Genomic DNA, 22,648 nt, shown 5'->3' with positions numbered 1-22,648 from the left:
ACAAACCCCCAAGATAGGACGTTGGATTCCAACAATCTGAACAAATATCACAGTGGAAGTCTTTGACAGAGAACTAGAAATCCGTCGGCGCCCCACCTTCGGCCTTGCGACGGGCGACAAAGTCGGCAAGCTCATCCCGGATCGCATCATCCAGCGCCGGTGGTTCAAAGCTGGTGATGATCTCTTTGAACATGTGATGGGCCCGCTCCGCCGTCCAAATGCCACCCGCAACATTCCACCCCTCGAAGTTCTTCCAATCACTCAGAAAGGGTTGATAGAATGCGGTGGTGTAGCGGTCCTGAGTGTGCTGAATACCAAAGAAATGTCCGTCATTGCCCACCGACCGGATCGCATCCAACGCGATTTCATCTGGACCGGTCGCGGTAATTTCAGGCTGCATATAGCGCTGAATTTGCTGTAATATTTCACAGTCCATGATGAATTTCTCGGGGCTGGCGATCAACCCTCCCTCAAGCCAACCTGCTGCGTGGTATACCATATTGGTACCCGACTGAACGGACGCCCACAGAGAGTTCGAGGTCTCCCAAACTGATTGGCCATCGGGCACGTTTGCGGCACACACCCCCGACGACCGCATCGGCAGGTTGTAGAACCGTGCCATTTGCCCAGTCATCTGGGTGGAACGCATGTACTCCGGTGTACCAAAGGCAGGTGCGCCTGACTTCATATCCACATTGGATGTGAACGTCCCGATTACGCAGGGAATCCCCGGGCGCACGTATTGGAACAGAGCGATTGCGCACAAGGCTTCGGCCAGCGATTGCGCCACAGCCCCCGCCATCGTTACCGGAGCCATTGCACCAGCCAACGTGAACGGCGTCACAACAATCGCCTGCCCCCGCCGCGCCAAACGCAAGCAACCGTCAATCATCGGGTGGTCGTGTTTCAGCGGTGAGGTCGAGTTGATGTTGGAATACATCCGAGGCGTTGCCTCGAACTCCTCGTGGCTCAGCCCGCCAGCGATGCGGACCATCTCCATCACATCTTCGACCCGTTCCTTCCCGAGGCAATAGGCATGCATCGCCTTGTCGGTCAGGGTCAGCTTGTCATAAAGCACATCTAGGTGCCGGACACTGGCATGTATATCGACGGGTTCAACCGGATACCCGCCCGCAAAGTGAATGCAATTGAAATATTGCGTCAGTTTCAACAGGTTGCGGCACATATCTCGACTGCCGGGAACCTTGGTACCGATCTCCATATCCCAGTAATTCGGCGGCGATGATACGTTGCCGAACACCATGTTCTTTCCGCCGATCTCAATCGTGCGGTCCGTATTTCGTGGAGTAATCGTAAAGCTTGAAGGGGCTTTGCCCACCATCTCCATGACAAAGTCCCGGCCCATGCGAACATTGTCGCCCTCGACCGTACACCCTGCCTCGCGCAGAATGCCTTTGGCTTCTTCGTTGTAGAACTCGATCCCGATCTCTTCGAGGATGCGCATGGCCCCTTCATGGATCGCCTCGATCCCGTCCTGATCCAACGGTTCAGTCGGGCGGTCGATATTGATTGGCGGGCTCCACGGCATCTGGTCGATTACCGCAGTACCTCTGCGTTCAGCAGCCCCGGCACGTCCACCACCACGACGCCTACGAGTTTTTGTGTCTGCCATCTGATCCTCCGGAGCTTGCTCTATCACAAGCAAGCCCCGAAGGTCGGGGGCTGGCCGCTCTGTCTGCGACAGACTTTGTCGGTTTTTTATCCCGAAGCGACGAAATTGGCTGGAGCGTGATCAGTTTTTCGCCAACCAGTCGGGAATGTGCCCGATATCCGGCAACACGACATCCGCCATGGGCGCCAGTGCTTCGGCCGGGGCCATGCCCGTGAGAACGGCAATTGTCGTCATCCCGGCAGCGCGACCTGCTTGCAGGTCGTGCAGGCTGTCGCCCACCATGGCCACCTGTTCAGGTGCCACGCCTACATGTGTCGCAAAGGCAAGCAACTGCCCGGGCCCTGGTTTGTACCCGTGGCCGCTGTCATAGCCCGCGACAAAGTCGAAATGATCGCGAATCCCGACCGAGGATAAATGCTGTTTCGCTGGCCTCTCACCGTCATTTGTGGCCACGCCCAGCTTTAGCCCAGCCTGTTTCAAACCTTCCAGAAAGGGGGCCAATGGCACGGCCTGCGCCTGCGGAGCCGACGCCGATTCGGTGTTCAGAACATCGACCAGATCTTCCTGCGTCATGTCGGGAAGATGCGGAACCAAGGCTTCGGCTATTTCATCAACCGTACCGGCGATGACGATGCTGTCCTCGGAATAGGTGGCCTTTTCCAGGTCAAAGCCGATAACACGCCCCAATTCTGAAGCGCGTGCAGGGTCTCCGTCGGCCAGGCGCGACACGACATTGCGCCCGAAAGCCCCCCAGGTGTTGGCAAAGTCAAACAAGGTGCCGTCCTTGTCGAACAGGATCGCGTCGATAGGCATTGCATGCTCCTGCAAAGTTGTGGGTCAGGTCCAGTGGACGTCAGCGCCACCGGACAAAACCGCGCGGGCCTGTCCAGGCAGGTCATAGGGCACGGAATTCGCGTCACAGAAGGCGATTACCCACGAGTCGTCAAGCATAAGAAACTCCAGCACCGACCCCAGAAACTCGGGCTCGCCTGCTCTTTCGCGCAGGTCCTGTGTCGATGCACCGGTTGAGCCAAGGAAAATTGGCAGCAATTCTTCATTGCCCACCAGCCAACCCAGAACATTGAGCGCCAGCGTTTCGGCAGATTGGGCGTTCATTGACATAAAATAGCCCCGGATCAGGTCTTGGAAAGGGTTTGTTAACCAGACTCATAAACACTTTAGCAACGCATGCAATCAATGGTGACCGATATGTCCGTGCAGGGAACCATCCTTGTCCTCGACGAGGCCTCAACCAATCGCATCATGCTGAAGGTTCAGCTAACTGCGGCTTGGTATCACGTTGTTCAGGGTGAACGGCTTCAGGGTCTGCCCGGGCTTTTACGGCGTGCCAGGCCCGACCTGGTACTGACCTCGCAAACCTTGCCGGACGGCACTGCCGCTGACGTAAAGAAGCTTGTCATGGCAGACCCGGATTTGACCGATGTGCCGGTGGTTGCGATCGCACAGCAAAACGACAAGGCCGCGCGGTTGAAGGCGCTGGCTGACGGCTTGGACGATGTTCTGGCCCACCCGTTCAAGGATACGTTCCTGCTTGCGCGGGTTCGCAGCCTGTTGCGCGCGCGCGCCGATACCCAAGAATTGCAGGTTGGAACCAGTTCGCACCCCATCGGATTTGCCGAACCCAGCTCTGCGCTGATCATGCCTGCGAAAACCGGTCGAGTCGCTATTCTGACACAATCGTCATGCACCAGCGCTTTGTGGAAAAAGGCTCTATTCAAACAAACACCGCACAACCTATCCGCTCATACAACATCCAACCTTCGGGGTATTCTGTCGGGACCTGTCCCTGATGCCATCGTGTTCGAGGTCAGTGCAAACCCGTCGGACCTCAAACTGCTGGCCGATCTGAAATCGCGAAGCACTACGCGGCATACGGTTCTGATTGGTGTTCTTGAGGAAGAGAATACCGAATTGGCATCCGAAGCGCTTGATCGGGGTGCCGACGCGATTTGCATGGGTAGTTTCTGCCCCGAAGAAACGCTGTTGCGCCTGGAAAACCAGATTGCGCGAAAGGCCCGGCTGGACCAGATGCGCGCGTCGCTCAGGCGCGGGTTGGAGGATTCCTGGGTCGATCCGTTAACCGGCCTGCACAATCGCCGATATGCGATGCGCGCGATGAATCAGATCATGCACAAGGCTGCGCGGACCGAGCAAGGTTTTGCGGTGATGCTGGCTGACCTGGATCACTTCAAGTGTATCAACGACACCTTCGGCCACACCGGCGGGGATCTGGTGCTGGCCGAGGCAGCGGCCCGGATGAAACAAACGATTGGCTCGGCCGGGTTCATCGCACGAATCGGTGGCGAAGAGTTCATGGTTGGCCTCGCCGAAACAACGCAGGCCAAAGCACTGAAACTAGCAAGAAGCTTGTGTGATTGCATCCGTGACAAACCTTTTGAGCTGCCAGACGCTCCTGCCCCAATACCGGTCACGATCAGCATCGGACTAATCGCAGCCCAACCAAACGGGTGGTCGCAATCTCATCAACTACCCCGGTTGGAGGGGCTGATCAAATCGGCCGACACCGCGCTTTATGCTGCCAAGTCGGCTGGGCGCAACCAGGTTCGGGTCCGGCAGAGCGCAGCCTGAACCGATCAATCCTTGTGCTTGCGCCCATGCGCCTTGCGCTCGACCACTTCCTGCAGCCGGTCCGCGTAAGCCTGACGTTCCGCGTCAGTCATCGCGGTGATGCGGCCCAGCCATTTATCCTGTAATGCGCTTTGCAATTCGGCCATGGCTTGCGCCTGTTGCTGCAGCAGCGCCTGTACCGCCTCGGGATCGAACGGTTCCGCGCGCAAGGCTGCCTCAAGCGCGGCAAAGTCCTGCGACCGCATATTCGCCCCCTTGGTATGCCGCTCAGACAACTCACCGCGCAACGCTTTCCGTTCTTCTTTGGGCAGCGCCCGGTACAACGTTGGGGCAAATCCGGGCGGACCCTTGCCGTGATGCCCGCCTTTGACCCTGTAAACAGTGCCCAAAGCGACCCCGACAACCAAAAGGTTCAGCGCCAGCGATACGGTCAAAAGAACCGTCACCCACCGTCTTTTGGGTTTGGCATTATCGCTCATTCGGCGTCCTCCAGAAAAGTTGTGTCCAGGCCAAGGTCAGCGACCACAAAGCTGGTGTCCTGCGGAAAAATAATCGTTGCCGGGTCAGGTAAAAAGTCGGGCGCGGCAAATCCGATCCAAACCCCTGCGGCACTGGCCGCGACCAAACCACCCATGCTCTGCCAGCCTCCGATCCCGTCCAGCAGCCGCGCCCAGACAGAACGCGGTGGATCTGCAGGTTTCATCCGGTCAAGACGCACCGTTTCGGCGTCCGTCAGAATGCGAACCGCCAGATCATCGGGCAGTTCCGGCCGGGCTTGCCGTGCCTGAGCAAACAACTGGTCCAATTTCATGTCATCTTCAGCCATCTTCGTACCCCAGTTCATCTTGCCGTCCTGCCAGTATTGCCGCCAAGGCACGCTTTCCACGCGCGGTCAGGCTTTCTACCGCTTCAGTCGAAATGCCCATGATCCCGGCGATTTCAGGGTTGGGCAGTTCTTCGATATGCCGCAAAATCACCGCTTGCCGTTGGCGGTCTGGCAATTGCGACAACGCTGATTGCAGCGCATCCTTACGCGCCGCTTCTTGTAGCCGCTCGGTAGCGCTCAGGTCTTCATCCTCGGGCTCGGGCACATCGTCCAGACGGTCCGGCCTTTTCTTGCGCTGCACATCCACACACAGGTTCAGCGTAACGCGATAGAGCCAGGTGGACACCTTGGCCTGCCCCGGCACCCATTTGGGGGCCATCTGCCACAGCCGCATCATGGCGTCCTGCGTTACGTCTTCGGCCTCGGCGCGGTTGCCCAGCATTCGCATCGCGACTGAAAAACAACGCGGCCCCAACCGGTCAGTCAACTGACGGGCAGCCGCCGCGTCGCCGCCCGCGAACTGCCGCAGCAACGCATCATCTGTCGTATCCGCGGCACATTCTGCGCCGCGGACATCTTGAAATGGAGAGGTCAGATCCTCCATCCTTCATCAGCTGTCGTCAGAGTCCGCCTTGCCGTGTTTCTTGTGCTTGCGACCCATCCGCTCTTTCGCATCGGCGTATTCCTGTTCCGAGATCGTTCCGCTGTTATCCGCGTCGATACGGTCAAACATCTTGCCAGCGCGGCGCGGTTTGGGCAACTCGTCTTCACTCAGAAAGCCGTCCTGATTGGCGTCGTGTTTTTCGAACATCTTGGTCACGCGGTCATTGGCGCGTTTTTGGCCAGCGGCCTGCATTTCTTCGACGCTCAGTTTGCCGTCGCCGTCAGCGTCAGCGTTCGAGAATCGCTGCGTGCGGTGGGCCTCCAATTCTTCCTGCGTCAGTTGACCGTCACCATTGGCATCCAGTTCTTGAAAGCTTGCAGGTTCACGATCCTTTGGTCCGGCCGCCAATACGGACGTGCCTGTGATTGCAATAGCCGAGATAAGGATGGCCGGAATGAATTTGGCGCTTTTCATGTCGTTTTCCCTTTGTTTGGCGGCCCCATCGCCGCTGCTCACATAAGTTCAAACGCAGGGCTGGATGCTTTCCGTCGCAAAAATCCAAAAAACTTTGCAGGCCTTTACCAAAACCCCACGCCACAAAGCGACGCACCCCTCTTTTTTTCAGGGCAAAACAAGCGCATTATCCGGCTCAAACGAACGCGCGAGTTTTACAATGACAGATCAAACGATCGACACCACGACTGAGAATGACCGCCCCACTTGGCCTGCTTTGGTCAAAGGCTTCCGCTGCCGCTGCCCCAAATGCGGCGAGGGCAAGGTTCTGAAAGGCTATCTGAAGGTCAAGGACAGCTGCGACTCTTGTGGGCAAGAGCTGTTTCACCATCGGGCAGATGACGGTCCGGCGTACCTGACCATTCTGCTGGTCGGACACCTGATGGCACCGGCCCTTCACGTGTCTTATGTAGAGTTTCGCCCGGAACCGATGACCATGTTCCTGATCTTTGCCATCGGTTGTACGGCCCTGTCCTTGTTCCTGCTGCCTCGGCTGAAGGGCGCGGTTGTCGCGTACCAATGGGCACGTCGCATGCACGGATTCGAAAAAGCGCAATGACCTCGCTCATCGGCTCGCACAGAACATGACAGTCGACAAATCAGCGATACGGGACGCGGCAACGGTCATCGTTCTTCGAGATCGTATGATCGAGCCGTCCATCCTGATGGGGCAACGCGGTGCAAAGGCCGTATTCATGCCCAATAAGTTCGTGTTTCCCGGCGGTGCCGTCGATGCCGAGGACAGCTCGGTACCTTTGGCCACGCCCCTGCCCGCGTTGTGCAGCGATAGGCTGGACGAAAAGTCCGAACCGGGATTGCAAAACGCACTGGCCGCAGCCGCAATTCGTGAATTGTGGGAAGAAACCGGGCTGATCCTGGGGGATCCCGGCGGGTGGAGCGGCACAGTTCCGGAGGATTGGCAGGGCTTTGCCGACTTGGGTTACCGCCCATCGGCCAGCGCGCTGCAATTTGTGTTCCGTGCTGTGACCCCTCCGGGGCGCCCACGCCGTTTCGACGCACGGTTCTTTCTGGTCGATGCCAACGCCGTTCAGGGGGATCTGGATGATTTCAGCCGCGCGTCGGATGAGCTGTCCCATTTGCAATGGGTCCCGCTGGACCGCGCGCGCGAACTGGACCTGCCCTTCATTACCGAGGTCGTTCTTGCGGAAATAGCGGCCCGGGCTACAAATCCCGAACCACCCGCCACCGTGCCGCTATATCTGCATACCGAAGAACAAAGCCTGTTCTTGCAGCTCAAGGGTTATCCCATGCCCGACGCGGACTAGGCGTCACCTCATCCGGCTGATAACCGTCGTCACCTCGGGCTTTTTACCGATTTCTGACTTGGCGGTCTGGCGCACGATGCGGCGCAAAGCTTCCTCCAGCTTGTCATCGTCGCGCAACGTCTTGGCATCGGCCCGCATCAGGAATTGGTTCAGGTCCTCTTCCAACACTTCAATCAGCGCCGCCCGCGACGTCCCGATTTCAGGCAAGCCCATCGTGTCGCACCACGGCTCACCCAGCGGCTCGTCCTCTTCGTCCAAAATGACCGTCACGGTCACGTGCCCGTTCAAAGCCATGCGAATACGGTCACGCACGATCCCGTCCAGAGCCCCGACCTTGACGGTGCCGTCCAGATAGGTGCGGCCGGTTTCAATATAATCCACCACCTGCGGCGCATTGCCTGTCAGGTCAACCATCGTTCCGTTGACGGCCAGAATGCCCGTACGCCCACCGGCCTCGGCCAGTTTAGTGTGTTCACGCAAATGCCGATGCTCGCCGTGCATCGGGATCACCATCTGCGGGTCGATCAGGGCGTGAACTCTTTCAAGATCCGGTCGGTTGGCATGGCCGGACACGTGGTACAGACCTGAACTGTCATCCACCACATCCACACCCTTTTCGCTGAGCTGGTTCATGATGAAAATCACGCCGCGCTCATTTCCGGGGATGGTTTTGGATGAGAACAGGAACAGATCACCCTCTTTCAGCTCCAGCCCGCGGTATTTGCCCCGCGCCAGTTGGGCACTGGCGGCGCGGCGTTCGCCCTGGCTGCCGGTCACGATCAGCATCAGGTTCTGGCGCGGCATGTCCACGGCCTCTTCGGCACTGACAACCTTGGGAAAATCCGTGAGGATTCCAGTTTCAGTCGCGGCTTCGATCATCCGTCGCATGGCACGACCCAGCAACACAACCGAACGCCCGGCGCGCTGGCCCGCTTCGGCCAGTGTTTTCACCCGTGCAACGTTCGATGCAAAGGTGGTCGCAACCACCATACCTTCGGCGCTTTCAACCAGTTTGGTGATCTCGGGGCCGACCTCGGATTCCGAACGACCTGCATGTCCAGAAAAAACATTGGTGCTGTCACAGACCAGCGCCTTAACACCGGATTTCGCGACCTCGGCCCACAGATCGGGATCAAAGGGCTCACCCACCACGGGGTTTTCATCCAGCTTGAAGTCACCAGTATGCACAATCCGCCCCTTGGGCGTGTCGATCACCAGCGCAGCACTTTCGGGGATCGAATGCGACACAGGCAGGAAGCCAATCGTGAAGGGACCGACCGAGACCTGCTCGGGCCAGGCCGATACCGTGCGGACCGCGTCCTCGGGGTGGCCATGTTCCTCCATCTTGCGACGGGCAATGTTGGCGGTGAATGCGCGTGCATAGACAGGTGCGCCCAGTGCCTCATAGCAATGGGCCACGGCGCCGACGTGGTCTTCGTGCGCGTGGGTGACGAATACGGCCTCAAGCCGGTCCGCCCTTTCGCGCAGCCACGAGATATCGGCATGGATCAGATCAACGCCCGGCGTCGTGTCCATATCCGGAAAGGTCACGCCAAGATCCACCAGGATCAGACGCTCTTTCCCGGGCTTTCCATAGCCATAGACATACGCATTCATGCCAATTTCGCCGGCACCACCCAGCGGCAAATAGATCAGTCGTTCACTGCTCATGTCGAGCCATTATCCTTGTTATAGCGATGGATCACGGTCAGCCCGTGCATCGTCAGATCTTCTTCGATCGCATCAAACCCGACATCCGCCTGATCGAACAAAGGCGCAAGCCCACCGGTGCCGACCACTTTCATCGGCATGCCGTATTCTGCCTTGATCCGGGCAATCAGCCCCTCGATCAAGCCGGAATAGCCCCAATACACGCCGGACTGGATACATCCAACCGTATTCGTACCAATCACCTTTTCCGGGCGGGTAATGTCGATATGCGGCAATGCAGCCGCGCCTTGGTGGAGTGCCTCAAGGCTGAGGTTCACACCCGGTGCAATGATGCCGCCAACATAGGCACCGTCGTGGGCCACTACATCGAAATTCGTGGCCGTCCCGAAATCGACCACAACAACATCGCCGCCATGGCGGTCAAACGCGCCCACGGCATTGGCCAACCGGTCCGGGCCGGGGATTGTTCCTTCGTCAATGCGCGGTGCCACGGGCAACAGGCATTCAGGCTTGCCCACAACCAGCGGCCGACACCCAAAGAAGCGATCAGCAAAAATACGCAGGTTAAAGACCACACGCGGCACGGTCGAGGCGATCACCACGTCAGTGATCTCCGCTTCGATCCCGTAATGTTTCACCAGCGTCGAATACCAAGTGAAATAGGCATCCGCCGTACGCGAATGATGGGTCGAGGTGCGCAGGGTACACAGGAACTTTTCGCCGTCCCAGATCGAGAAAACGGTATTGGTGTTGCCGCAGTCGATAGCCAGAAGCATCTGAGCCCCCTTTAGAAGTACACGTCCGCCGCAGGAATGCTGACACGGCCTTTTGCGGTCTTTAGGACAAGGTTGCCGCCCGAGTCCACGGTTTCAAAGGTTCCAACCGTTTCAGATGTCGAGGTTCGCGCTGTGATCACTTCACCCAAGCGAGCGGCACGAGACAGCCAGGCAGTGCGGATCGGCTCGAACCCGTAGGTCACGAACTGAGTTTCATATTGTGCATAAGCCGCGGCCAATTCGGTCAGAAAATCCTCGGGCAGCACTGCGGCACCGGTTTCCGACAACAGAGAGACTGGCCGCACCGCGCTTTGTTCCACCGCATAGGCTGGGGGCGCCTGGGAAAGATTTACACCGATGCCAATCGACAGATACGACACGCCCCCGCCCTTTCCGGTGCTTTCCAGCAAGATGCCCGCCAGCTTGCCCCCGTTCAGCAGCACGTCGTTGGGCCACTTCAATGACAGCCCGTCGGCGCGACCGGTGACCGCGACACAGGCGTCGAACAGCGCCAAGGCCGCCACAAAGCTGCGCAAGGCCGCTTGTTCCGGATTACCCTGCGGTCGCATTAACAAGGTCGCCGCCAGGTTGCCCTTGGGGTTGGCCCACGCCCTACCCCGTCGTCCCCGCGCCGCCGTCTGGTGATGCGCCATGATCCACACAGGGCCCGGCGCCGTAGGGGCAAGCCGGGCAGCCTCATTCAATGTACTGTCGACTTCCTGCACGATGTGCAGTCCGTATCCTTGCGGCCAATCAGTCACGTCAAAAAGGCCCGGCCTTTTGACCGAGCCCCCTGTAATTGGATGTTAAACACGTCAGTTGACAAGCGTCGCTGCCGCAGCCGCAGCCGCGCCTTCGATGCCGAACTGATAGAAAACGCCCACCAGCATCAACGCCGCCGACCCCATCAGCGCGACCCACAGAACCGGGGTCGAGTGGGTTTCGATCGGATCCTCGTTCTCGGCCCCGAAATACATATAGAACACGATCCGCAGGTAATAGAACGCACCGATCACAGAGGCGATGGCCGACACGATCACCAACCCGGTCAGACCCGCGCTGATACCAGCCTGCCAGACGCCGAACTTGGCGAAAAAGCCCAACATTGGCGGAACGCCAGCAAGGCTGAACATTAGGATCAGAACAGCCAGGGCCTTACCCGGATCGCGTTTAGAAAACTGGCGCAGCGCATCGATATCAGTGACGGGTTTGCCATCGCGCTCCATCATCAGGATGAAGGCAAAGGTGCCGATATTCATGGTCACGTAAATTGCCAGATACATCAGCATCGCTTTGATGCCCATTTCCGTACCCGCTGCCAGACCGATCAGCGCATAACCCATATGGGCAATCGATGAAAACGCCATCAGCCGCTTGATATTGCGCTGACCAATCGCGGCAACCGCACCCAGCAGCATCGACAGAACCGAAAGCAGCACGATCACCTGCTGCCAGTCTTTCACTACGCCACCAAAGGCGTCATGCATCAGGCGGGCAAACAGCGCCATCGCTGCCACTTTTGGTGCGGTTGCAAAGAAGGCGGTGATCGGCGTGGGCGATCCTTCGTACACGTCCGGCGTCCACATATGGAAGGGCACAGCCGAAACCTTGAAGGCAAGGCCCGAGATCAGGAAGATCAGGCCGAACAGCAGACCAACCGAGATGTCGTCATGGTGGACCGTTTGGATGATGCCCGAAAACAGCGTCGTGCCAGTAAAGCCATAAACAAGCGATGCACCATACAGCAGCAGCCCCGAACTGAGCGCACCCAGTACGAAGTACTTCAGACCGGCCTCAGTTGATTTGGCGCTGTCACGACGCAACGCAGCCACGACGTACAGCGAAAGGGATTGCAGCTCCAGCCCCATATACAAGGACATCAGATCGCCTGCGCTGACCATCATCATCATACCGACAGCAGCCAGTGCCACCAGCAACGGGTATTCGAACCGCAACAGATCGCGGCGGGTCATATATTCCTGGCTCATCACCAGAACAGCCGCAGCCGACAGCAGGATCGCGACCTTGGCAAACCGCGAGAACCCGTCATCGACGAACATCCCGTTGAACGCCACGTTGGTGCCATCGCCATTGGTTGCAATCCAGAAGGATAGCAGCGCCATTAGCCCCGCCGTCGTCCACACCAGAATTGGCGCCAGCGCGTCTTTCGTCGTGTAAACTGCCCCGATAAGGGCGGCCATCGCATACACGGCCAGAACGATTTCCGGCAGGATTATTGTCAGATCAGCCTGGATCATGTCTCCAAAGCTCCCTTAATGCGAGGCGGCCGTCTGGGTCGCGGCCTCAGCCGCGGCCAGAGCCGAGTCATAGTTCGAAATCAGCGCGGCGGTCGAATTGCCGATCACATCGGTCACCAGCGACGGGTAAACGCCCAGCAGGATGGTCATCACGATCAGCGGTGCAAAGATCAGCCGCTCGCGCGAGCTCATGTCCGTCATTGCCTTGAGGCTTTCCTTGATCAGATCGCCAAACACGACTCGGCGATACAGCCACAACGCATAGGCAGCCGAGAAGATCACGCCAGATGCAGCCACAGCCGTCACCCAGGTATTGACCTGGAACGCGCCCATCAGCGTCAGGAATTCACCGATGAACCCGGATGTACCCGGCAGGCCGACATTGGCCATTGTGAACAGCATGAAGACCAGCGCGTATGCGGGCATGCGGATCACCAGACCGCCATAAGCGTCGATGTCACGCGTGTGCATCCGGTCATAGATGACACCGACACACAGGAAGAGCGCGGCCGAGATAAACCCGTGGCTGAGCATCTGGAAGATCGCGCCGTCAATACCCTGCTGGTTCGCAGCAAAGATACCCATAGTCACAAAGCCCATATGAGCAACCGAGGAATAAGCGATCAGCTTTTTCATATCCTCCTGCACCAGCGCCACCAGCGAGGTGTAGACTACTGCGATGGCCGACATCCAAAGGACCAGATCGGTCATCACCGCTGACCCGACTGGGAACATCGGCAGACTGAACCGCAGGAAGCCATAGCCGCCCATCTTCAGCAGGATCGCCGCCAGCACAACCGAGCCTGCAGTCGGCGCCTGAACGTGTGCGTCAGGTAGCCAGGTATGAACCGGCCACATCGGCATTTTCACCGCAAACGAGGCAAAGAAGGCCAGGAACATCAACGTCTGCATACCGCCGACGATATAAACGCCCAGCACGCTGAACCCTTCGGACGAGAAATGGTGGCTCATCAAGGCTTCGATATCAGTTGTGCCTGCATCGGAATACATCGCAACCATCGCCACCAGCATCAGCACCGAGCCCAGGAAAGTATAGAGGAAGAACTTGAAGCTTGCGTAAATCCGGTTCGCCCCACCCCAGATGCCGATGATCAGGAACATTGGGATCAGGCCGGCCTCGAAGAACAGATAGAACAGGACCAGATCCAGCGCCATGAATACGCCCAGCATCAGCGTTTCCAGCAGCAGGAAGGCGATCATGTATTCTTTGACGCGGTCGGTGACCTGCCAGCTGGCCAGAATGGTCAGCGGCATGATGAAAGTGGTCAGCAGTACGAACAGAACGCTGATACCGTCTACACCCATCTTGTATTTCAGACCCAGCAGCCACTCGGCCTCTTCCACCATCTGAAAGCCGGTATTGGACGGATCAAACCCTGTGTAGATACCGATCGAGACAAGGAAGGTCACCGTGGTCGCCACCAGTGCAACCCATTTCGCGTTGCGCTGCGCAGCCGCGTCCTCACCATGCAGGAACAGGGCCAGGATGCCTGCCGCCACTGCCGGAATAAAGGTGACGATCGAGAGGATATTATCCATTAGTGTGCGCCTCCGCCGATCGACATCCAGGTGACCAGGGCAGCGATACCCAGAACCATCCAGAAGGCATAAGTAAAGATGTAGCCCGTCTGTGCCTTGCCTGCGAGGCGGGTAAAGAAGGGAATAACGCCCATCGAAACCCCGTTCAGGAAGCCGTCGATAGTATTGCCATCACCGCGTTTCCACAGGAACCGACCAAGCGCAACGGTGGGTTTGACAAAGATCGCATCGTAGATCTCGTCAAAGTACCACTTGTTCAGCAGGAACAGGTAAAGCGGACGCTGGTTCTGTGCCAGACGCCCCGGCAGGGACGGGTTCACGATATAGAACCAATAGGCCATGACAAAACCCAGCGCCATCGCGACAAAGGGTGAGACCTTGACCCATTTCGGGGCGGCATGCGCATCGTCCAGAATATGGTTGTCCGGCGCGATATAGATCGCGCCCTCGCCCGGCTCACCCGCGAAGACATAGTGGTGATCACCGCCATGCGCATCCTTCTCGCCGTGCCCATCATCGGCATGAGTATCTTCTGCGTGCCCCTCATCAGCGTGTGCATCATCCGCATGTGAATCCGCAGTGCCATGATCGACCGCCTCGGCATGCTCCGACGCCTCGGCCACCGGAATGCCATAGAACTTGCCGACCTTGTCCGCATGACCAAAGAAGTTGCCATACCAGATCATCCCGGCAAAGACCGCACCCAAGGACAGCACGCCTAAAGGAATCAACATGGTCATCGGGCTTTCATGCGCATGCTCATGCGTATGCTGATCACCCCGCGGCTCGCCATAGAAAGTCAGGAAGATCAGGCGCCAGCTGTAGAACGAAGTGAACGCAGCCGCGATCACAAGCAGCCAGAAGCCATAGGCCGACCCACCAGCATAGGCACTCTCGATGATGGCATCCTTGGACAGGAACCCTGCGAACCCGATGGTGGTCAGCGGAATACCAACGCCGGTAATAGCCAGTGTCCCGATCATCATCGCCCAGAAGGTATAAGGGATTTTCTTACGCAGACCGCCGTATTCGGTCATTTCCTGCTCGTGATGCATAGCGTTGATCACCGAACCGGCCCCAAGGAACAGCAGCGCCTTGAAGAACGCGTGCGTGAACAGGTGGAACATCGCAGCCGAATACATGCCCACACCGGCGGCCACGAACATGTAGCCCAGCTGCGAACATGTCGAATAGGCGATGACGCGCTTGATGTCGGTCTGCACCAGACCCACAGTTGCGGCGAAAAACGCGGTCGAAGCGCCCAGTACGGTGATGAACCCGGTCGCACCCGGTGCGAACTCCATAAGCGGCGACATGCGGCACACCAGGAAGACACCTGCTGTCACCATCGTCGCTGCGTGGATCAGTGCCGACACCGGTGTCGGGCCTTCCATCGCATCCGGCAACCAGGTGTGCAGGATCAGCTGCGCCGATTTACCCATCGCACCGATGAACAGCAGCACACAAATCACCTCGATGGCGTTCCACTCACCCCACAGGAAGTGCAGTTGCGTTTCCGCTAGTTCAGGGGCCGACGCGAAAATGTCGGAAAAATTGATGCTGTCCGTCAGGAAGAACAGAGCAAAAATCCCCAGCGCAAAGCCAAAGTCGCCCACCCGGTTGACAATGAACGCTTTCATCGCCGCCGCGTTGGCCGATGGCTTGCGGTAGTAGAAGCCGATCAGCAGGTAAGACGCGACACCCACACCTTCCCAGCCAAAGAACATCTGAACCAGATTATCCGCCGTCACTAGCATCAGCATGGCAAATGTGAAGAAGGACAAATAGGCAAAGAAGCGCGGCTTATAACTCTCGCCTTCGCGCCATTGCGGATCATGGGCCATATAGCCGAAGGAATACAGGTGTACGAGCGCCGATACGGTCGTCACCACGATCAGCATGATCGCGGTCAGCCGGTCCAAACGCACGGCCCAGCTTGTCGAGAGCGAGCCGCTCTCGATCCAGCGCATGATCTCGACCTGCTGGGTCACCCCGTCAAAGGTGAAGAACACGATCCACGACAGCAAACAGGCCAGAAACAGCAGGCCGGTGGCGGTCCACATGGCGGCCTTTTCGCCAATGAATCGCCAGCCGAACCCGCAAAGCAGCGCGCCCACCAGCGGGGCAAAGAGGATGGTGGTTTCCATGTTCTCTTACCCCTTCATCATATTGACGTCTTCAACCGCGATGGTGCCGCGGTTGCGGAAGAAGCAGACCAGAATGGCCAGACCAATCGCCGCCTCGGCCGCTGCAACGGTCAGCACGAACAGCGTAAACACCTGCCCGACCAGATCGCCGAGGAAGCTGGAAAACGCCACGAGGTTGATATTTACCGCCAGCAGCATCAACTCGATGCTCATCAGCAGGATGATGACGTTCTTGCGGTTCAGGAAGAGACCGAAGATGCCGATGACGAACAGTGTCGCCGCGACCGTAAGATAGTGTTCAAGTCCGATCATCGTCTCAAAGTCCCTGCCCCGGTTTCACGTCCTTCAACTCCATCGCCTTGGCCGGGTCGCGCATCATCTGGCCGATGATGTCCTGACGCTTGATGTCCTGACGGTGGCGCAGCGTCAGAACAATGGCGCCGATCATGGCCACCAGCAGGATCAGGCCCGCCAGCTGGAACAGAAGGAAGTATTGATCATAAAGAATGACGCCCAGCGCCTCGGTGTTATGGCGATCAACAGGCACCGGCTGAGCCAGATTGGCCGCCGCACCCTGCGCGCTGTCCCATGCGCCAAAGGCCATGACGAACTGCATCAGAATGACCAGACCGATCAACAAGGCCAATGGCATGTAACGCGCCATCTCGGCCTTCAGCTCGGCAAAGTCCACGTCCAGCATCATCACCACGAACAGGAACAGCACCGCGACCGCGCCGACATAGACGATGATCAGCAGCATTGCCACGAACTCGGCCCCCAGTAGCACGAACAACCCGGCCGAGGAGAGGAAGGAAAGGATCAGCCACAGCACCGAATGCACCGGCTGGCGGCTGATCACCGTGAACAGCCCGCCGGTGATGGCGCTGATGGCAAACAGGTAGAAGGCAAAGACGGTCATTGATCCTCATCCTCGTTATCGCCCATGACCTCTTGCGCCAGATCCAGCGCGCGGGTCATGGCCGGGATGCCGGCAAAGACCGACATCTGGCCGATCGTTTCCACGATCTCTTGTTTCTTTGCGCCCGCTTCCAGCGCGTGACGCACGGTCTGACGCACCGCTGAATCCGCCTGCGCGCCCTGACAGGTCAGCCCGGCCAGCGTCAGCAGCAGGCGGGTCTTGGCGTCCAATCCGTCCTTGTTGACGGTGTTGCCGAACATCATCTCCATGACCTCTTTGGGCATGGTCGGCCACAGCGCTTCGAACCCCTTGGGCGAGAAATTCTCGAGCCCCGGGTTCATCGCCTTGGCCATGTCCTGTGCCTGTTTGAGCATTTGCTCGAATGGGTTTGTGGGCTTGTCACTCATCTGTACGGCGCATCCATTTCCAGGTTGCGGGCAATCTCGGCTTCCCAGCGTTCGCCGTTATCCAGCAGTTTTTGCTTGTCGTAGAACAGCTCTTCGCGGGTTTCGGTGGCGAACTCGAAATTCGGGCCTTCGACGATTGCATCGACCGGGCAGGCCTCCTGACAGAAGCCGCAATAGATGCACTTGGTCATGTCGATGTCATAGCGCGTGGTTCGACGGCTGCCGTCCTCGCGCGGTTCGGCGTCGATGGTGATGGCCTGCGCCGGGCAAACCGCCTCGCAGAGTTTGCAGGCGATGCAACGTTCCTCGCCATTCGGATAACGACGCAAGGCGTGCTCGCCCCGGAACCGCGGGGACAGAGGGCCCTTTTCGTGCGGGTAGTTCACGGTGGCCTTGGGGGCGAAGAAATACTTCAACCCCAGTTTCATGCCGACCCAGAAATCCTGCAGCAAAAAGTACTTGGCAGCGCGGGTATAGTCGATCTGCGTCATGATTAACCTCCTACGCTCCAACGGGCGAATGCCCCCCAGAACCAGTCGAATTTCGCCGCAAAGGCCACAAACACCACCCAGGCCAGCGAGAATGGCAAAAACACTTTCCAACCCAATCGCATCAATTGGTCATAGCGGTAACGCGGCGTGATCGCCTTGACCATTGCGAAGAGGAAGAAGAAGAACGCCATTTTGGCGACCATCCACAGCACTCCGTCGGGCAGGCCCGGGATCGGCGACAGCCAGCCACCGAAGAACAGCAGCGATGTTAGCGCGCACATCAGGAAGATCGCAATGTATTCGCCTGCCATGAACAGCAGGAAGGGTGTGGCCGAGTATTCGACTTGATAACCGGCAACCAGTTCGGATTCCGCCTCGGGCAGGTCAAACGGTGGGCGGTTGGTTTCCGCCAGCGCCGAGATGAAGAACAGGAAGACCATCGGGAAATGCGGCAGCCAGTACCAGCTGAATAGGCCCAGCCCGCCATCCTGCGCGCGTACGATGTCGCCGAAATTCATCGACCCTGTAGAAATGATCACACCAATGATGATCAGGCCGATGGAAACCTCGTAAGAAATCATCTGCGCAGCCGAGCGCAACGATCCTAGGAACGGGTACTTTGAGTTCGACGCCCAACCGCCCATAATCACGCCATAAACCTCCAACGAGGATACGGCGAAGACATACAGGATGGCGACGTTGATATCTGACAGGACCCAGCCATCGTTGAACGGGATTACCGCCCAGGCGATCATCGCCAAAACAAAGCTTGTCAGCGGTGCCAGAATGAAAACCGTGCGGTCGGCCCCGGCGGGGATGACCACCTCTTTCACCACATATTTCAGCGCATCTGCCACCGATTGCAGCAGGCCATAGACGCCCACCACATTGGGACCGCGGCGCATCTGTACCGCCGCCCAGATCTTGCGGTCGCCATAAACGAGGAACAACAGCGAGATCATCACAAAGGCAACAACGGCAAGCACTTGCGCCAGAATGATGATGGCTATTCCGCCTGGGGTGTTAAAGAAATCAGCCATTGGTCCTCACACCGTGGGTATTCCGTTTTCCGCGTAAATTGCGAAGGCCATTTGCCTGCGCAAACTGCGGCTGGGTCGGCGCGTTGGTGTAAACAGCATCCGCCGCACTTACGCCACCCTTATTGTTGCGTCTCACGCGCATTTTCACAGCCACCTTATTGCAGGCGCCTAAAAGCGATATGAAACAGGTCTGTTTCATTCCGCCGCGATCTTCCCGGCCTTGCGTGCCTGTGCCTGCGCCGACAGCTCAGCCATCAGTTGCGAGGCGCGGGCGATGGGATTGGTCAGGTAAAAGTCCTTGATCGCATTGCGGAAAGTGGCTGTACCTAGGGGGCCAGCCTCCATCAATTGCACTTCGTTTTCGATCACCTCGTCGATGCGCGTAAGATGCGGCACTGCTTCGATCAGCGCACTGCGCAATTGCGCCAGCGAGTCGTAAGGCAGCGTCGCGCCCAATTCGGCCGACAAGGCCCGCAGGATCGCCCAGTTTTCCTTGGCCTCACCCGGTGCAAAGCCTGCGCGCATGGCCAGCTGAGGACGGCCTTCGGTGTTCACGAACAGGCCGTTTTCCTCAGTATAGGCGGCGCCTGGCAGGATCACATCGGCGCGGTGTGCGCCCCGGTCGCCATGGCTGCCCTGATAGATGACGAACGCGCCCTCACCGATCTCGACCTCGTCCGCGCCAAGGTTATAGATTACGTCCGCCGCGCTGATCGCGTCCATACCACCTTCGTTTGTCGCATCCACGTCCATCGCACCCACGCGCGAGGCTGCTGTATGCAGAACGATCAGACCGCTTTCTGTATTTGCAGCAATGGCTTGCGCAGTGGCCAGAACAGCGGCACCGTCAGCCTCTTGCAGCGCACCCTGCCCCACAACAACCAGAGAGGCCTTGCCTTTGATCACATCATCGCCGCCCATATCGACGACTTTTTGCAGTGCTGCGCGGTCATCACCCATGTGGTGATACTTATAGGTCAGATCGACAGCCGGACCGACCAGAGCAACCTCGGCCCCGTGCGCCCATGCCTTGCGGATACGCGCGTTCAAAACCGGAGCTTCCTCACGCGGGTTGGTGCCGATCAGCAGAATACGCTCGGCTCTGTCGATATCCTCGATCGCAGCAGTCCCGGCATAAGCCCCACGGTTGCCCGCAGGCAGTCGGGCACCGTCGGTGCGACACTCGACGACACCGCCCAGGCTTTCGATCATCTGTTTGAGCGCAAAGGCCGCTTCGACTGGCGCCAGATCACCCACGATACCCGCCGGTTTCTCGGCACCTTTCAGCGCCTCAGACGCCTTGGTCAGCGCCTCGGGCCATGAGGCCGGGCGCAGCTTGCCGTTTTCGCGAATATATGGGCGGTCCAAACGCTGACGCCGCAGACCGTCCCACACAAAGCGGGTTTTATCGCTGATCCACTCCTCGTTCACGCCGTCATGGTTGCGCGGCAGGAAGCGCATGACCTCACGCCCCTTGGTATCCACCCGGACGTTCGAGCCCAAGGCATCCATCACGTCGATGCTCTCGGTCTTGGTCAATTCCCACGGACGAGCCGTAAAGGCGTAAGGTTTCGAGGTCAGCGCCCCCACCGGACACAGGTCGATGATGTTACCCTGCAGGTTCGAATCCAGCGTCTGGTTCAGATAAGAGGTGATCTCGGCATCTTCTCCACGCCCCGTCTGACCCATCTGAGTGATCCCGGCAACCTCGGTCGTGAACCGCACACAACGGGTGCAGCTGATGCAGCGGGTCATCGCAGTGCCAACCAGCGGTCCCAGATCCAGATCGTCAACCGCGCGTTTGGCTTCCTTGAAGCGGCTGCCCGACAGACCATAGGCCATCGCCTGATCCTGCAAGTCACACTCGCCGCCCTGATCACAGATCGGGCAATCCAGCGGGTGGTTGATGAGCAGAAACTCCATCACCCCTTCGCGGGCCTTTTTGACCATGGGTGAGTTCGTTTTGACCTCCGGCGCTTGCCCTTCGGGGCCGGGGCGCAAATCGCGCACCTGCATCGCGCAGGACGCCGCAGGTTTGGGCGGGCCGCCCACAACCTCAACCAGGCACATCCGGCAGTTCCCTGCGATCGACAAACGTTCGTGATAACAGAAGCGCGGCACCTCGACCCCGGCTTGCTCACAAGCCTGGATCAGGGTCATCGCACCATCGACTTCTATTTCCTGCCCGTCGATATTGATCTTACGGAGGTCAGACATCGTCTAGTTCGCCCTCAAATACACGCCAATGGCGCTGTTTCTTTCAATCTCTGCCCGCCCCAGCGTGCAGAAGGAATTGGGGTTTTCGTAGGTGACACCGTGTTGGGCCAGATACGCCTCGCCCTTGGCGCGCATCCGGTCCTTTTCAGCATCCGAATCCACATACGCCCGGATTTCATTGTCCGAGTATCCCAGTTTGTTCGCTTGCGACTTCAATCCCCACAGCACACCGATCGCTTTCAGACGCCGCCCGCTGATCGAGGGGCAATACTCTGAAATCTCATTTGCAATGGCGATGTAATAGAGTTCGTTGTCGATCTCTTTGACTTCGCGCAAGGGCGGTTTCGCTTCAACGATGGTGGGCAAAGCCAGCACAGACAGCAGCGTCAGCATTTTCACACTGGACATGACAATTCCTTTCGTCTTGGGAAACCCAAGACGACCGGCAGTCGGGGTGCTATGCAATAACATCCCCCGTGTCATCGAGTGATATGCGAACACGCGCGTCATGGTCGCTGGCAAGCTCCTGCAAAGGTCAACTTGTCGTCGCTGACACGCAAGTTCTGGGGTTCAGTATCCGGGCCGACCTTCCACGCGATGCTGGAAGAACCGAAGTTCTTGATGCAGAATTTCGTCCCCTCGTACCGTCCCGCTTCGCGCGCGCCGTCCAACGAGGCAGAAACCCCATTCACAACCACGGTGAATTCGGTCGGCATCTTCTTTTTATCGACGGGCTTTGCTTTGGCCCGAAAATACTTACCGTCAAAAAGGACACGATCACTGGACGACGTGATGCCACCGCACGCCGAAACAAGTGACAACGTAAGGACGCCGGCCAACATGGACACGCGACCGGCAACACTTTTACGTCCTAGCATCTGATATTTTCCCCAAGTCTTCATCAAAACGCCGCCACTATTGCCATAATCCCCATCACGACCATGCAGGCCCAGGCGATGACATACAGAACCGAGCGCAAACCAGCAGACGGTTTGCCGATACCGCGAATATGCACCACCAGCATTATCAGGCGCGCCAGCAACGCGACCGAAGCCAGCAGGTTAACCCAAAATGGGCTGGCCCCCATAAGAATGGCCGCGACAATGACCGTCAGATAGGCGGGCAGCGTCTCGGTCCCATTCAGGTAGGCGCGATTCAGGCGATAGGCCTTGTCAGCATAGTCTTGTTCGGGTGTGGCCCCCGGCGCCAACCCTTTGCTTTGTTTCGCCAAAGCCGTGAATGGCGACATGAACAGAAGCACGAGCGTGAAGATCACTATCGAAGTAACTGCGTGGGAGTAGTCGGTTAGAAATTCCATCTAGGTCACTCCTTTACCAGAAATCGCCCGATAGCATCTTCGGTTCCTGCCACGCCTCGTCCAAACGCACAAAGAGATTTTTTGTTTGAAATTTCTACATTTCTGTCGTCGAGAACCTTCCTTACTTGCCCCTTAAGCCAATCGGATCTCCCATAGAATAAGAACTTGCGCATTTTTTGCCGACGCAATCCCTGAACCGCAGTCAGTTCTGTCGCAGTCAGCACGTAACTCTGGTAATCAGAACCGCCAACAGTGGCCAGACCGCTGCATCTGTCTTTTATGAAATGAGCCGCAAGAACTTCACCGACAGCCTGATCGTATGCCGCACGTTTCGCAGCTGCGGCTGGGGCTGCTACAGCCCCGATAAGCAAG

25 protein-coding genes are annotated in these 22,648 nt (G+C 58.1%); 3 read left to right on the top strand and 22 right to left on the bottom strand.

Annotation, left to right across the window (positions count from 1 at the left end):
* Positions 1-73: 73 nt before the first annotated feature.
* From ACR0B0_RS01975 to ACR0B0_RS01965, 3 genes are all read right to left on the bottom strand, one after another.
* Positions 74-1,633 carry a trimethylamine methyltransferase family protein gene (locus ACR0B0_RS01975; protein WP_480646184.1) on the bottom strand — a complete coding sequence of 520 codons (1,560 nt, stop codon included), beginning with the start codon at positions 1,631-1,633 and terminating at the stop codon, positions 74-76.
* A gap of 120 nt (positions 1,634-1,753) precedes the next feature.
* Complete coding sequence (locus ACR0B0_RS01970) at positions 1,754-2,446, bottom strand: HAD family hydrolase (RefSeq protein WP_480646182.1); 693 nt, start codon at positions 2,444-2,446, stop codon at positions 1,754-1,756.
* Positions 2,447-2,470: 24 nt separating this feature from the next.
* Positions 2,471-2,755: a DUF3572 domain-containing protein gene (locus tag ACR0B0_RS01965; RefSeq protein WP_480646180.1), complete on the bottom strand. Its 285-nt coding sequence runs from the start codon at positions 2,753-2,755 to the stop codon at positions 2,471-2,473.
* Between the two features lie 87 nt (positions 2,756-2,842).
* Here ACR0B0_RS01965 and ACR0B0_RS01960 point away from each other — a divergent pair, with 87 nt between their 5' ends.
* Positions 2,843-4,243 (top strand): diguanylate cyclase, encoded by a 1,401-nt coding sequence (locus ACR0B0_RS01960; protein WP_480646178.1) that lies wholly within the window; start codon positions 2,843-2,845, stop codon positions 4,241-4,243.
* A 5-nt stretch (positions 4,244-4,248) separates the two neighbouring features.
* Here ACR0B0_RS01960 and ACR0B0_RS01955 read toward each other — a convergent pair whose 3' ends face one another.
* The 4 genes from ACR0B0_RS01955 to ACR0B0_RS01940 are packed head-to-tail and all read right to left on the bottom strand — an operon-like array spanning position 4,249 to position 6,147.
* Positions 4,249-4,722 (bottom strand): periplasmic heavy metal sensor, encoded by a 474-nt coding sequence (locus tag ACR0B0_RS01955; RefSeq protein WP_480646176.1) that lies wholly within the window; start codon positions 4,720-4,722, stop codon positions 4,249-4,251.
* Entirely contained in the window at positions 4,719-5,087 is a 369-nt protein-coding gene (locus tag ACR0B0_RS01950; protein WP_254428647.1) for a hypothetical protein, read from the bottom strand. The genes ACR0B0_RS01955 and ACR0B0_RS01950 overlap by 4 nt, the downstream gene beginning before the upstream one ends.
* Positions 5,062-5,673, bottom strand: coding sequence for an RNA polymerase sigma factor (locus ACR0B0_RS01945; protein WP_170348177.1), 612 nt, complete (start codon positions 5,671-5,673; stop codon positions 5,062-5,064). Before ACR0B0_RS01945 ends, ACR0B0_RS01950 begins: the two co-directional genes overlap by 26 nt.
* Positions 5,674-5,679: 6 nt before the next feature.
* Positions 5,680-6,147 (bottom strand): EF-hand domain-containing protein, encoded by a 468-nt coding sequence (locus tag ACR0B0_RS01940; RefSeq protein WP_170348176.1) that lies wholly within the window; start codon positions 6,145-6,147, stop codon positions 5,680-5,682.
* 199 nt (positions 6,148-6,346) lie between these two features.
* Between ACR0B0_RS01940 and ACR0B0_RS01935 the strand changes: the two genes are divergently transcribed.
* Positions 6,347-6,745 carry a DUF983 domain-containing protein gene (locus tag ACR0B0_RS01935; RefSeq protein ID WP_170360144.1) on the top strand — a complete coding sequence of 133 codons (399 nt, stop codon included), beginning with the start codon at positions 6,347-6,349 and terminating at the stop codon, positions 6,743-6,745.
* Positions 6,746-6,770: 25 nt separating this feature from the next.
* Positions 6,771-7,472, top strand: coding sequence for an NUDIX hydrolase (locus ACR0B0_RS01930; RefSeq protein WP_170348174.1), 702 nt, complete (start codon positions 6,771-6,773; stop codon positions 7,470-7,472).
* 3 nt (positions 7,473-7,475) lie between these two features.
* Here the strand turns inward: ACR0B0_RS01930 and ACR0B0_RS01925 are convergent, their stop codons facing one another.
* The 15 genes from ACR0B0_RS01925 to ACR0B0_RS01855 form a co-directional block, all read right to left on the bottom strand.
* Positions 7,476-9,143, bottom strand: a complete 1,668-nt coding sequence (locus ACR0B0_RS01925; protein ID WP_170348172.1) for a ribonuclease J — start codon at positions 9,141-9,143, stop codon at positions 7,476-7,478.
* Positions 9,140-9,919, bottom strand: coding sequence for a type III pantothenate kinase (locus ACR0B0_RS01920; RefSeq protein ID WP_170360150.1), 780 nt, complete (start codon positions 9,917-9,919; stop codon positions 9,140-9,142). Before ACR0B0_RS01920 ends, ACR0B0_RS01925 begins: the two co-directional genes overlap by 4 nt.
* A gap of 11 nt (positions 9,920-9,930) precedes the next feature.
* Entirely contained in the window at positions 9,931-10,680 is a 750-nt protein-coding gene (locus tag ACR0B0_RS01915; protein ID WP_170348169.1) for a biotin--[acetyl-CoA-carboxylase] ligase, read from the bottom strand.
* A gap of 54 nt (positions 10,681-10,734) precedes the next feature.
* Entirely contained in the window at positions 10,735-12,177 is a 1,443-nt protein-coding gene (nuoN, locus tag ACR0B0_RS01910; RefSeq protein ID WP_170348167.1) for an NADH-quinone oxidoreductase subunit NuoN, read from the bottom strand.
* A gap of 15 nt (positions 12,178-12,192) precedes the next feature.
* Positions 12,193-13,737, bottom strand: coding sequence for an NADH-quinone oxidoreductase subunit M (locus ACR0B0_RS01905; protein ID WP_170348165.1), 1,545 nt, complete (start codon positions 13,735-13,737; stop codon positions 12,193-12,195).
* Positions 13,737-15,884 (bottom strand): NADH-quinone oxidoreductase subunit L, encoded by a 2,148-nt coding sequence (gene nuoL, locus ACR0B0_RS01900; RefSeq protein ID WP_480646174.1) that lies wholly within the window; start codon positions 15,882-15,884, stop codon positions 13,737-13,739. Before nuoL ends, ACR0B0_RS01905 begins: the two co-directional genes overlap by 1 nt.
* A gap of 6 nt (positions 15,885-15,890) precedes the next feature.
* A complete protein-coding gene (gene nuoK / locus ACR0B0_RS01895) occupies positions 15,891-16,196 on the bottom strand; it encodes an NADH-quinone oxidoreductase subunit NuoK (RefSeq protein WP_005984024.1) in 306 nt (101 codons plus the stop codon).
* 4 nt (positions 16,197-16,200) lie between these two features.
* Positions 16,201-16,803, bottom strand: a complete 603-nt coding sequence (locus ACR0B0_RS01890) for an NADH-quinone oxidoreductase subunit J (protein ID WP_170348161.1) — start codon at positions 16,801-16,803, stop codon at positions 16,201-16,203.
* Positions 16,800-17,210, bottom strand: a complete 411-nt coding sequence (locus tag ACR0B0_RS01885; RefSeq protein WP_170348159.1) for a carboxymuconolactone decarboxylase family protein — start codon at positions 17,208-17,210, stop codon at positions 16,800-16,802. The genes ACR0B0_RS01890 and ACR0B0_RS01885 overlap by 4 nt, the downstream gene beginning before the upstream one ends.
* Positions 17,207-17,701 (bottom strand): NADH-quinone oxidoreductase subunit NuoI, encoded by a 495-nt coding sequence (gene nuoI / locus ACR0B0_RS01880; protein ID WP_170395751.1) that lies wholly within the window; start codon positions 17,699-17,701, stop codon positions 17,207-17,209. Before nuoI ends, ACR0B0_RS01885 begins: the two co-directional genes overlap by 4 nt.
* A 2-nt stretch (positions 17,702-17,703) precedes the next feature.
* Positions 17,704-18,741 (bottom strand): NADH-quinone oxidoreductase subunit NuoH, encoded by a 1,038-nt coding sequence (gene nuoH / locus ACR0B0_RS01875; protein ID WP_170348155.1) that lies wholly within the window; start codon positions 18,739-18,741, stop codon positions 17,704-17,706.
* A 195-nt stretch (positions 18,742-18,936) separates the two neighbouring features.
* Complete coding sequence (nuoG, locus tag ACR0B0_RS01870; protein WP_170360162.1) at positions 18,937-20,958, bottom strand: NADH-quinone oxidoreductase subunit NuoG; 2,022 nt, start codon at positions 20,956-20,958, stop codon at positions 18,937-18,939.
* A 3-nt stretch (positions 20,959-20,961) separates the two neighbouring features.
* Positions 20,962-21,366, bottom strand: a complete 405-nt coding sequence (locus tag ACR0B0_RS01865) for a DUF5333 domain-containing protein (protein WP_254428648.1) — start codon at positions 21,364-21,366, stop codon at positions 20,962-20,964.
* Between the two features lie 98 nt (positions 21,367-21,464).
* A complete protein-coding gene (locus ACR0B0_RS01860; RefSeq protein ID WP_254437374.1) occupies positions 21,465-21,836 on the bottom strand; it encodes a hypothetical protein in 372 nt (123 codons plus the stop codon).
* 23 nt (positions 21,837-21,859) lie between these two features.
* Positions 21,860-22,276 carry an MAPEG family protein gene (locus ACR0B0_RS01855; protein ID WP_170348149.1) on the bottom strand — a complete coding sequence of 139 codons (417 nt, stop codon included), beginning with the start codon at positions 22,274-22,276 and terminating at the stop codon, positions 21,860-21,862.
* Positions 22,277-22,648 lie beyond the last annotated feature (372 nt).

Source organism: Ruegeria sp. BA12, assembly GCF_056539625.1.
Note: the sequence above shows the minus strand (reverse complement) of the source record. Positions and strands in the feature narration are given on the sequence as shown.